This is a genomic window from Halalkalibacter alkalisediminis (genome assembly GCF_028610705.1).
Taxonomy (GTDB): Bacteria; Bacillota; Bacilli; order Bacillales; family Bacillaceae_D; genus Halalkalibacter; species Halalkalibacter alkalisediminis.
On sequence record NZ_JAQQWT010000009.1, the window covers coordinates 77183 to 88822 of the forward strand.

Sequence of the window (11640 nt, forward strand, 5' to 3'; positions counted from 1 at the left end):
GAAAAGACGGCTGACGCCGTCTTTTCTTAGAATATCACTGTTTTGTTTCCATGGACGATGATTTGATCGTTGGCATGCCAACTGACAGCTCGGGATAAGGCAATACGTTCAACGTTACGTCCGGCTACTTTTAGTTGGTCCGTTGTATAACGGTGGTTTACACGTAAGATGTCCTGTTCGATGATGGGTCCTTCATCCAAGTCATTTGTTACATAATGGGCGGTGGCACCAATCAGTTTTACGCCGCGTTCAAATGCTTTCGCATATGGATTGGCACCAATGAACGCTGGTAAAAAGGAATGATGAATGTTGATAATTCTTTTTGGAAATGTACCGACAAAGTCTGGTGAAAGTATTTGCATATACCTTGCTAAGACGATAAAATCAACATCATATTCATAAAGTTTTGAAATAGCTTCTTGTTCAGCTTCTTCTTTATTAGCTTTGTTTACTGGAATGTGGAAAAACGGAATGCCATAGGCTTCAACATCGTCTTTTAAATTAAGATGGTTACTGATTACGAGAGGGATGTCAACAGCTAATTCACCTGCTCTCCATTTCCAAAGTAATTCAAGTAAGCAATGATCCTCTTTTGAAACAAAGATGGCCATTTTTTTTCGTCTAGACGCAAGATCCATAGTCCATTCCATATCAAAAGACGATGCGATATCTTCAAATGCTTCGCGTACAACATTGAACTCGTAACTTTCTTTAAATAAATCAAACTCAATTCTCATAAAGAACATACCGCCAGATGGGTCTGTAGAATATTGGTCTGATTGAACAATATTTGCCTTATACTGATGTAAGAACGTTGATACGGCTGAGACGATTCCTGGTTGATCCAGACAAGAAATTAATAATTTAGCACGAATGTTTGTGTTTGTATTCATTTTTTTCCTCCAAAAAATTCAGGTCAATACCTTACCTTTCTTTAAGTGAACGAATGGTTATGAAACCTCGCTCATATTGTAGTAATAGACAATATAGTTTAACAAAAAGGAAAGGGGGCTTTCATCATTGAAGCAAAAGAAGCAGTCATTTGTCAATTGTCGATTAAAAGCGGCTGAACTTGTAACCGTTGACACGGTTCGAGTTACAGTTGAAAATGCGCCTCAAATAGACTCACATAGTTGGTCTATGATTAATAGTAAAGGCGAGAGCCCCTTAAAAAACGTAACGATCAACGACGAGATGGTCCTCATACGCTTACCTAAGCCCTTTACATTTGGCGAAGATAGTTACATTGTATACAAAGGGTGTAGCTGCTATATCAAGCCAACGGTGGTTGTTAGAACGAAGGAATTTGATCAGCTTTTTTATTATGAAGGTGATGACTTAGGTGCTTGTTATAAGAAAGAGGAAACGTCTCTAGCTGTGTGGGCTCCAACGGCAACAAGGATGAACGTGATTTGTTATAAGTCTTGGCATGATGAAAAAGGGGAGACCCATCCTTGTTGGCGAGATGAAAAAGGGGTTTGGCGCATTCGTTTACAAGGAGATTATGAGGGAGTCTGGTACCTTTTTGAAGTGTATGTGAATCAAACTTGGAGATGCGTGGTCGATCCTTATGCTAAATTTCTTTGTGTAAATGGAGAGAAAGCAATGATTGGAGATCGAAACAAAACGGAGCCAGGTAAGTGGCCTATTTTAGAAACACAAGAGTCTGCCAACGATTGTATTATTTATGAACTACATATTAGAGATTTTACGATAAGTCCAGATAACGGGATTAAGCATAAAGGGAATTATTTAGGCTTAACTGAACAAGGGACGACGGATAAAGAATTACGAGTAACTGGGTTAGATTATCTGAGTTATATAGGAATTACTCATGTCGAATTACTTCCTGTACAGGAGTATGGAAGTGTAGATGAGAGCAACAGAGAATCTGAATATAATTGGGGGTATGATACGACTCATTTCTTTGTGCCAGAAGGCAGCTATGCAAGTGATCCGTACGATGGCTACTGTCGTAACCGTGAATTAAAACAACTTATAGCAACGCTTCATGGAAGGCAAATTAGAGTGATCATGGATGTGGTATTTAACCACCTGTATATATGGGAAGAGTCAGCTTTAGACATGTTAGTCCCCGGTTACTTTTTTCGGTACGCAACGGAAAATCAATTAAGTGATGGCACAGGAGTAGGAAATGATTTTGCCTCTGAAAGAAAGATGGCTCAAAAAATCATTGTCGATGCCATTCGTTATTGGATAGAAGAATACCAAGTTGACGGTTTTCGCTTTGATCTGATGGGGATATTGGACATAGCAACAATGAAAAGGGTGAGGGAGGCGGCTCAAAAGATCAACAAAAATATTCTTCTTTTTGGAGAAGGGTGGGATTTACCGACAGCTTATCCACGAGAAAAAAGAGCCATTATAGATCAAGCGACCAACTTAAGAGGAATTGGCTTTTTTCAAGATAAATTTCGTGATGCTGTAAAAGGAAGTACATTTGAAGTAACGCAACCTGGCTTTATCAGCGGCTCTACACATGGACTAAACGAGACTCTTCTTGGCATACAAGGGAGTATGGATAAGTTCGATAAGCCTATTCAAGCAATCAATTATGTTGAATCTCATGATAACCATACATTATGGGACAAATTAAAACTCATACATCCGATTGAAAGACAATCCATTCTACAGAAACGCCATAAGCTCGCAACAGCCATCATTTTATTGTCTCAAGGAGTACCTTTTATTCATGCCGGGCAAGAATGGTTTAGAACGAAACATGGTGTGGAAAATAGCTACAATTCTCCAGATTGGGTCAATGTTTATAATTGGAAGCAACGTGCTTATTTTGATTCTTCTGTTGAGTACATCCGTACATTAATTAAAATACGGCGAAAACATCCAGGATTTAGACTAGAATCCTTTAAAATGATTAGGAATCATTTTCACGTCATTAAAGCTGAATCAACCTGTATTGCCTATCATCTAAGGGGGCTTGAAAATGTGGATGAGTGGAAAGAGATAGTGGTTGTCCACAATGCTGGTTTGCATGAGGAAATTATTTTTCTCCCAAATGAAAAGAAATGGCAAGTATTCGTTGACGATAACAGCGCTTCTCTGATACCATTATACAAAATAGGTGAAGACTGTGCGCATGTTTCTCCATTATCGACATTTATATGTGTTAGTTTATAGGGTAAAGTATGTTAGATCATTTCTATAAAAAATTCGAGTAGTTGAAAATGACAGGTTGTGTCAAAATAAGATATACTATTCTTGATCTCCCGATATTTTGGTGAGGGATAGTTGATGAAATTGAGGGTGAATTGGGTGGAACAATTTTTAGGAGACGGCTGGAAGGTGCATCCGGCTGGTGGTGCAACAGGAGAAGCATATATAGCCCAGCATGGTGAACAGACGGTTTTCTTAAAACGTAATTCGTCACCTTTTCTTGCTGTCCTTTCGGCGGAAGGAATTGTTCCAAAACTTCTCTGGACTAAGCGTTTAGAGAATGGCGATGTCGTAACGGCACAAAAGCTCATAAAGGGAAGGGAACTCAAAGCTTTTGAAATGAAAGAAAGTCGGGTGGCTGCCCTTCTCTCAAAAATACATGGGTCAAGTGAACTGCTTGATATGTTTAAACGAATTGGCAATGAACCTTTAACACCTTATGTAATAGTTGAGAATTTACGCAGGCAGTTACAGTCATTCCATATTGAAGATGAAACAATTGAATCAGGGATGAGTTATTTGTTTGATATGCTAGAAGTTGTCAGACACGAGCATTTTGTAGTTTGCCACTGTGATATTAACCACAATAACTGGATGCTAGATGAAGAAGAGCACTTGTATTTAATCGATTGGGATGGGGCGACAGTTTCAGATCCTGCGCTAGATTTAGGTTTATTACTTTATTCTTATATTCCTGATCATGAGTGGGGAGCCTGGTTAGAACAATATGGAGTGAAACTTGATGCTTCATTATGTGAAAGAATGCATTGGTACGTTGTTTCACAATCAATTTCCGTATTGCTTTGGCATTTTGGAAGACAACAATTTGAACAAGTTGAACAACTGAAAATTTATATAAAAAGCCTTCTGAAGGATTAGGACTCACCAGTTCGAGCTATCGGTGAGTCTTTTGATTTTGTTTCCCTTACGTGAATGGAAGAAAAAGAGCGATATTTCCTGAGGAATAAAGTTGATTACCGTCGAATTATTCAATGGATAGAACATTTAGCCATTGTTCGACATCAGTCTGTTCAAATGGATCGTGATTAAGCTGATGCTTTTCTTGAATTAGACCAAGTGTTTGTTGGATTTCTGGCTGTAAAGCTGGGTCGGTTGAAAGTGATGAAACAAGGCGTTCGATTTGTGCCGCTTCATCTGTTGTCATGTAATGTTCGACTGCTTGGTTTTGAAGTAAGTCACGTAGTAGTTGTAATTTGTCCTCATTTGATATTGGCATTTTTGACCACTCCTTAAATTGAGCTTCTTAACTACTATTTTGCGCTATACAAGTTAAAGCTATTCTTAATGGACGATTGTGAATAAATGAAGAAGAGGTGGAGTTGTGCGTTTACGTAACATACCTGGGGCGAAAGACGAGATGAACCAAAATCCCAATATTGTCATTAGCAATCCAAGTCAACATAAAGGCAATTGGAGCAAATTATTTAACAATGATCATCCGATTCATGTAGAAGTCGGTACTGGTAAGGGTCAATTTCTCATTGGAATGAGCATGCTGAACCCTGAAATAAATTACATTGGTATTGAGAAGTATGAAAGTGTTTTACTTCGAGCATTGGAACGTTCTAAAGAATCAGAACAAGAAAATGTTAAGTTTTTAAATGAGGATGTTGGCAACCTTTTAGATTTTTTTGCGCCTGGAGAAATTGATCGAGTATTTATTAACTTCACAGACCCATGGCCTAAAAACCGTCATGAAAAAAGACGCTTAACTTACAAAGGGTTTCTAAAACTTTACGAAGAAATTTTAAACCCAGAAGGTGAAATTCATTTTAAAACGGATAATCAAGGTTTATTCGAGTATTCTTTAGAAAGTTTCTCGAGATACGGAATGTCTTTGCACAATGTAAGTTTAGACCTTCATAAGAGTGGAATTGAAGGCAATGTGATGACGGAGTATGAAGAGAGATTTTCACGAAAAGGGATGCGGATCTATCGTTGTGAAACGAAATTTTCACCTAAATCAATATAATATGGATGAAAGCACCGAACTTCGGTGCTTTTTTATCTTTACAAAACAAAAGCAGTAAATCCTAAAATTGTGGTTCTGACAGGATATTCTTTAAATGTGCCGAATAAAGTATAGTAAAGCTTACAGAGGAGGAGAAGAAGTGGAACGTTTAAAAAGAGATGGGTTAACGATTACTTGGTTAAATGGTGGAGTGACTCATATGGATGGTGGAGCAATGTTCGGTGTAGTTCCTAAGCCATTATGGAGTAAAAAGTATCCGCACAATGAAAAGAACCAAATAGAACTTCGAACAGATCCTATGCTTATTGAGAAAGATGGCTACCGAATTTTGGTCGAGGCTGGAATGGGCAATGGAAGACTCACTGAGAAGCAGAAACGAAATTATGGAGTATTAGAAGAATCGTCTATAGAAAAAGAGTTATCAGAATTAGGATTGACTCCAGGAGATATTGACATGGTTTTAATGACTCATCTTCATTTTGATCATGCAACAGGTTTGGTGAAAGAGGAAAATGGTCAATATCTATCCCTATTTAACAATGCTGATATATATACTTCTACTATCGAATGGAAGGAGATGCAACAACCAAACATTCGCTCAAAGAATACATATTGGGAGCAAAATTGGAAACCGATTCAGAACCAAGTCAAGACCTTTACAGATGAACTAGAAATTCTGCCAGGAATTCGGTTCATTCATACCGGTGGACATAGTGAGGGGCATGCAATCCTTATTATAGAACATCAAGGGGAAACCTTTATTCATTTAGCAGATATTATGCCTACACATGCGCATGCAAACGTCCTTTGGGTACTCGCTTATGATGATTACCCGATGACATCTATAAAAGAAAAAGAAAAATGGATGGAGTATGCTAAAGAACGAGATGCTTATTTTTTGTTCTACCATGATTATAAATATCGTGTGTTAAAATGGGATGAGCAAGGTGAAATAAAAGAAGCACTTGAAAGGGAACGTTACGATTATTAATGGGTGATTCTAAGCTGTTTTGATGAATCAAAGATGGGCAAAGGCTCATACGTAGTGGGCCTTTTAGAAAAGCATTCCTAAAAGGCTTTAAAACCATGGCAGTGGCAATGCTTATTGAATGTAAAAAAAAACGGCAGACGCCGTTTTTTCTTATGTAGCTTGAAGATCTAACAATGCACCTGTTTTCGTATCTGCTAAAAATTCAAACTGTGTTGTACCTTCTTCGTTTGTTGTAGAAATGCCCCCACGGTAGACATGATATGAGATTTGGTTTAATTCGACAGTTTCAGGAATCATATGAATCCAAGAACCAGAGATCGCATATGTTTGTGAAACTGTTTTTTTAATTTCTTTAAGAGCTTTCTCTGGAGAAATCTTACCACTATTAAGAGTAGGGCTAAGAAGATACCCTGCAGCTAAACCAATACCTAAACCGGCAATAAATCGTTTCACCATTTTATCTCTTCCTTTCTTGGTCAATACTCTTCTTATAGTATATCCAAAAAAAGAAGAAGGTTTCAATTATTAACTGCAATAAATCTTAGAAAAGACAATGGTGGAAAAGAAGGCTTGATTCAGATAAAATGAAGGGGATACATATTTATTACGGGAGTCGAAAGGAGTTAGTGACAGTGAACCAAGACACGATGCAATTATTCAAGACATTAACAGAGCTTCAAGGAGCGCCAGGATTTGAACACGATGTCCGTAAATTTGTCCGTTTTGAACTTGGAAAATATACGGACGAAATTGTCCAAGATCGTCTAGGGAGTATTTTTGGGGTGAAGCGTGGTGATGAGAACGGGCCGACTGTAATGGTGGCGGGTCATATGGATGAAGTCGGGTTTATGGTGACGTCCATTAACAAGCAAGGTCTCATCCGCTTTCAACCGTTAGGAGGTTGGTGGAGTCAAGTGTTGCTCGCTCAACGCGTTCAAATAATGACCGATCAAGGACCTATTATCGGAGTGATCGGTTCAACACCTCCACATCTACTAGAGGAAACTCAACGTAAAAAGCCAATGGATATGAAACAAATGTATATTGATATCGGTGCTGATGATAAAGCAGATACTGAAGCAATTGGAATTAAGCCAGGTCAACAAATTGTACCGATCTGTCCGTTTACGCCAATGGCTAATCCAAAGAAAATACTTGCAAAAGCTTGGGACAATCGTTATGGTGTTGGTCTTTCGGTTGAGCTCTTAAAAGAACTGAAAGATGAAAAAACACCTAATATCCTCTACTCAGGTGCAACGGTTCAAGAGGAAGTTGGCCTAAGAGGAGCTCAAACAGCTGCTAATATGATCAAACCAGATATCTTCTTCGCCCTTGATGCCAGTCCGGCTAATGATGCAACGGGAGGAAAGGATGCATTTGGCCAATTAGGAAAAGGAGCTTTACTTCGTATTTATGACCGTTCAATGATTACTCATCGTGGGATGAAGGATTTTGTTCTAGATACGGCTGAAACGAACCAAATTCCATATCAATATTTCATTTCACAAGGTGGAACGGATGCTGGTAGAGTTCATATGTCTGGAAATGGTGTACCATCAGCAGTCGTAGGAATCTGTTCGCGCTATATCCACACAGCAGCCTCCATTGTCCATATTGATGATTATGCGGCAGCTAAAGAATTGATTGTTAAGCTAGTGAAATCAGCAGATGCTAGTACTGTCCATTCAATTAAAAACCAAGCCTAAAAACGGATAGAGTAGTGAGATTGGTAAATATCTACTATAATGGAACGAGGTTAACCTTAGCATCACTTTGGTTAGCTTCGTTTTTACGTATTCTATAATTTTTTACATATAGCAGGAGGTAAAGGATGATTGTTGCAATTGGAACTAAAAACCCAGCGAAAGTACATGCAGTTCAAGACACATTAATTAGAGAACGTTTAACGTTTGTTCCTGTAAAAATTGATTCAGGCGTGGCGGACCAACCTTTTTCAGATGAAGAAACATTAGCTGGGGCAAAAAATAGAGCAGAAGGTGCGTTGGTAATTACTAATGCTACCCTTGCTTTTGGTTTAGAAGGTGGTGTTCAAGAAACAAAGAGTGGGCTTATGCTTTGTAACTGGGGTGTCTTGGCACATCAGGACGGAGGAAAGTGGTATGCAGGAGGCGCTAAATTACCACTGCCCGATTTGGTTGTAAAACGGCTCTATGCGGGAGAAGAATTAGCCGATATAATGGCCAGTTTAACAGGGCAAGCCGATATTAGAAAAAAAGAAGGGGCAATGGGAATTTACACAGCAGGGTGGGTAACGAGGAAAGCACTTTTTTCTCATTTAGTAAAGCTTCTATACGGTCAATTCATTGCCTCTAGAGGAGATGTGCAACACTAATGTTATGATTCGAGTTCCAATAAAAAATGATCTTATTAGTAAGTTAAGTATAGTGAGAAACGTAGTAATTACCATAAAATGTAAATTGTTTGTCACAAATCATCGCGATCTCTCGTCTGTCTTTCCATTAGAATAAAAGTGGGAGTAAATTTAATGTGAAGAGGGGCGAGGGACTGTGACTGGATCCGTTCTTGCAATTATTTTAGCTTTTACTGGAATGATTTACGTGGCTAGTATTGGAATGGCAATCGGGATTTTTAAATTAGCAGAAGAGAATTAAGCTAAAAAGACGTCAAGATGTTCGCAATCGCACATCTTGGCGTCTTTAACTTGTTTTAGGATTCTCTAACTCTCAAAGATATAGGCTAACGCTCTTAATGCTTGATCGGGAGTTTCAACAACGACTTGTGCTTTATTGGCTAACTCTTTTAATGGATGATGTAGTTTTGGATCACGAATAAGAATGACGGGCTTTGACATCGCTATTGCCGTCGCTGCATCCATTGCGCTATTCCATTGTTTATACTGTTCACCGAAAAAAGCAATGACAACATCTGATTTAGTCATCAAGATTTGAGTACGCAAGTTATTAATGCTAGAAGCTGCTTCGTCTTTTGCGATTTTACTTGACTGCTCACCTAAAATTTCTTCTCCAATGTTATCAGATCGATCATGGTTTTCCATAGGGCCTGTAAACGTAACGGGTAGGGAAAGCTCACCTGCTTGCCTTCGCAACTGTTCACGCCAAGGGTTATGTATTTCTCCTGCTAAATAAACGTTTACTTGCATATTTCCTCACTCCTTTAGTTTGTAAGTGTAATAAAAAAGAGATGAATCGGTTACTTTTACTAGTAATACTATTTCAATTGTACCAGTTCCAAAGAATGTTGTCTTGTCAGCTAGAAACCTTGAGGGTATGATAGATAAGAGTTGCACAAGTTAATAAAAAGGAGTGTCTAGTTTGATTTTGAAAGGTTGGCGTATCGGAATTCTTTTTAGTGTTATGTTAGTACTAGTAGGATGTTCCGTAACAGAGGAAGAAGCATTAGAACTAGGTCGTCAAGCATATATCGTAAGCATTGAAGAGGAAACGGAACAATCGAATGTAGAAATGGATGAGGTTCAAATTTTTTTACCGAGAGGTTTTGAAGTGATAGAAGAGCAAGAATACAATATCTTACTTCAACAGGATGATCAGCTCTTCGTCTTATTTCATCAACCATCTGAACCTCCTACAAGTACGATTCGACTCAAAGAAGACATGGAGAGCGCAGGGACGGCTATTATTTATGAGGTTCGTGAAACCGATGAATTGGTCTCTTATTTAATTGTGGAAGAAGGGGAAGAGGAAGGACTGCTTCTTGTTAAAACGGCAGTTGGAGGAGCAAAGATCTCTACACTTTCAACTTATAAACGATTAGAAAATGATATCAGTGCTATGACACAAATTGTTCATTCATATCAAGCTAATATAGAGTAAGGTGAAAACTAGGAGGGTACATGGTTGAAAACATTCCTGAATAAAAAGGGTATTGAACTTTCTTGGCGTACATACTTCATTACGGCGCTAAGTCATATGGCATTAGGTTTATTTGCATCGCTTATCATTGGGCTTATTCTGCGAACGATAGGAGAGCAAATTTTTAGTTTAGGTATTGAGAATGTGGGGGCTTGGCTGCAAGAGGTAGGTGGCTTAGCTATGAGCCTAATGGGACCTGCTATCGGGGTTGCTGTCGCTTATGGGTTGAAGGCACCTAAGCTTGTGGTTTTTGCGACGATTATCAGTGGAGCGGCAGGAGCTCAGCTTGGAGGTCCTGCTGGTGCATTTGTGGCTGCTGTTATTTCGGCGGAATTAGGTAAACTTGTTTCCGAAGAGACCAAGCTGGATATTATTGTAACACCATTAGTTACGATCTTAAGTGGTTTTTTATCAGCATCTCTAATTGGTCCTTGGATTCAACTGGGTATGCAGCAATTCGGAGCTCTGATTATGTGGGGAACAGAACAACAGCCTATTTTAATGGGAATTGTAGTTGCTACCTTAATGGGTCTTGCTCTTACAGCACCTATCTCAAGCGCCGCTTTAGCCATTATGTTAGAGTTAGAAGGGGTAGCCGCAGGTGCTGCAACGGTTGGATGTGCGGCGCAAATGGTTGGTTTTGCTGTGAGTAGTTATAGGGAAAATGGTTGGTCAGGTCTTGTTTCATTAGGAGTTGGAACGTCCATGCTTCAAGTACCAAACATTGTTAAGAACCCTCTTATTTTAATTCCACCAACTGTAGCAGGTGCGATCTTGGCCCCCATTGCTACAGTAGGATTTGGAATGACTAATCTACCTGCAGGAGCTGGAATGGGGACAAGTGGTTTAGTTGGTCCGATTATGACGTTAACTGATATGGGATTTACGGCTCAGGTGTGGATCGCAATTGGACTGCTGCACTTTATCGGCCCAGCAATCATTAGTTTAATTATTTCTGAATGGATGAGAAAACGTGGTAAGATTCAATTTGGAGATATGAAAATTAATATATAACAGAGGAGTGTTTTGAAAATGGAAAAAATAAAGAGTATAGAAGAATTTAGAGAAATAGCTAGCAAAGAAGCTGCGATTTTTATGTTCTCAGCAGACTGGTGCCCAGACTGCCGAGTTATTGAACCAGTTCTACCTAGAATTGAAGCCGACTTCCCAAGCTTTTCCTTTTATTATGTAGACCGTGACGAATATATCGACCTGTGCGGCGAACTCGAGATCTTCGGAATTCCTAGTTTTCTTGCCTATGTAAACGGACAAGAAGTCGAACGATTTGTAAGCAAAGACCGAAAATCACAAGAAGAAATCGAAGCCTTCCTAACAAAAGCAGAATCACATTTCTAAGAGAGAGAGAGTAAAAAGGTCGAACTTTACCTTTTTACTCTCTCTCGAAGCAATGAGCGAAGCCGCTGCAAGGTTTTAAGCCTTCTATGAGCGGGTTTCTCATAGAAGGCGCGCAGCGTGCGTAGCCATTGCCGCTCTTACTCAAGCCAGAAGGGAAGAGTAAAAAGGTCGAACTTTACCTTTTTACTCTCTCTCGAAGCAATGAGCGAAGCCGCTGCAAGGTTTTAAGCCTT

Annotated in this window: 13 protein-coding genes; 9 read left to right on the forward strand and 4 right to left on the reverse strand. The window is 39.1% G+C overall.

Going from position 1 to position 11640, the window contains the following annotated elements; all coding sequences use genetic code 11:
• Positions 1-26 precede the first annotated feature (26 nt).
• Positions 27-893, reverse strand: coding sequence for a formyltetrahydrofolate deformylase (purU, locus tag PQ474_RS14370; RefSeq protein WP_273844554.1), 867 nt, complete (start codon positions 891-893; stop codon positions 27-29).
• A 127-nt stretch (positions 894-1020) separates the two neighbouring features.
• On the opposite strand from purU, the gene pulA reads away from it, so the two are divergent.
• Together pulA and PQ474_RS14380 are read left to right on the forward strand one after the other, a co-directional pair.
• Positions 1021-3159 (forward strand): type I pullulanase, encoded by a 2139-nt coding sequence (gene pulA / locus PQ474_RS14375; RefSeq protein ID WP_273844556.1) that lies wholly within the window; start codon positions 1021-1023, stop codon positions 3157-3159.
• A 120-nt stretch (positions 3160-3279) separates the two neighbouring features.
• Positions 3280-4074, forward strand: coding sequence for a phosphotransferase family protein (locus tag PQ474_RS14380; protein ID WP_273844634.1), 795 nt, complete (start codon positions 3280-3282; stop codon positions 4072-4074).
• 106 nt (positions 4075-4180) lie between these two features.
• Here the strand turns inward: PQ474_RS14380 and PQ474_RS14385 are convergent, their stop codons facing one another.
• On the reverse strand, positions 4181-4432 hold the full coding sequence (locus PQ474_RS14385) for a YtzH-like family protein (protein ID WP_273844559.1): 252 nt from the start codon (positions 4430-4432) through the stop codon (positions 4181-4183).
• Positions 4433-4537: 105 nt separating this feature from the next.
• Between PQ474_RS14385 and trmB the strand changes: the two genes are divergently transcribed.
• Complete coding sequence (gene trmB, locus PQ474_RS14390; protein WP_273844560.1) at positions 4538-5188, forward strand: tRNA (guanosine(46)-N7)-methyltransferase TrmB; 651 nt, start codon at positions 4538-4540, stop codon at positions 5186-5188.
• Between the two features lie 139 nt (positions 5189-5327).
• Entirely contained in the window at positions 5328-6179 is an 852-nt protein-coding gene (locus tag PQ474_RS14395; RefSeq protein WP_273844563.1) for a YtnP family quorum-quenching lactonase, read from the forward strand.
• A gap of 150 nt (positions 6180-6329) precedes the next feature.
• Here PQ474_RS14395 and PQ474_RS14400 read toward each other — a convergent pair whose 3' ends face one another.
• Positions 6330-6635 (reverse strand): PepSY domain-containing protein, encoded by a 306-nt coding sequence (locus tag PQ474_RS14400; RefSeq protein ID WP_273844565.1) that lies wholly within the window; start codon positions 6633-6635, stop codon positions 6330-6332.
• A gap of 176 nt (positions 6636-6811) precedes the next feature.
• On the opposite strand from PQ474_RS14400, the gene PQ474_RS14405 reads away from it, so the two are divergent.
• Positions 6812-7885 (forward strand): M42 family metallopeptidase, encoded by a 1074-nt coding sequence (locus PQ474_RS14405; RefSeq protein ID WP_337956362.1) that lies wholly within the window; start codon positions 6812-6814, stop codon positions 7883-7885.
• Between the two features lie 125 nt (positions 7886-8010).
• The gene (locus PQ474_RS14410) at positions 8011-8532 is read left to right on the forward strand and encodes a DUF84 family protein (protein ID WP_273844572.1); all 522 of its coding nucleotides are present in this window, start codon (positions 8011-8013) and stop codon (positions 8530-8532) included.
• A gap of 345 nt (positions 8533-8877) precedes the next feature.
• Here the strand turns inward: PQ474_RS14410 and PQ474_RS14415 are convergent, their stop codons facing one another.
• On the reverse strand, positions 8878-9321 hold the full coding sequence (locus tag PQ474_RS14415) for a YtoQ family protein (protein WP_273844574.1): 444 nt from the start codon (positions 9319-9321) through the stop codon (positions 8878-8880).
• A 172-nt stretch (positions 9322-9493) separates the two neighbouring features.
• On the opposite strand from PQ474_RS14415, the gene PQ474_RS14420 reads away from it, so the two are divergent.
• The 3 genes from PQ474_RS14420 to PQ474_RS14430 are packed head-to-tail and all read left to right on the forward strand — an operon-like array spanning position 9494 to position 11407.
• Positions 9494-10012, forward strand: coding sequence for a hypothetical protein (locus PQ474_RS14420; RefSeq protein WP_273844576.1), 519 nt, complete (start codon positions 9494-9496; stop codon positions 10010-10012).
• 24 nt (positions 10013-10036) lie between these two features.
• Complete coding sequence (locus PQ474_RS14425) at positions 10037-11065, forward strand: PTS sugar transporter subunit IIC (protein WP_273844579.1); 1029 nt, start codon at positions 10037-10039, stop codon at positions 11063-11065.
• 18 nt (positions 11066-11083) lie between these two features.
• Positions 11084-11407, forward strand: coding sequence for a thioredoxin family protein (locus tag PQ474_RS14430; RefSeq protein WP_273844581.1), 324 nt, complete (start codon positions 11084-11086; stop codon positions 11405-11407).
• The last annotated feature ends 233 nt before the right edge of the window (positions 11408-11640 follow it).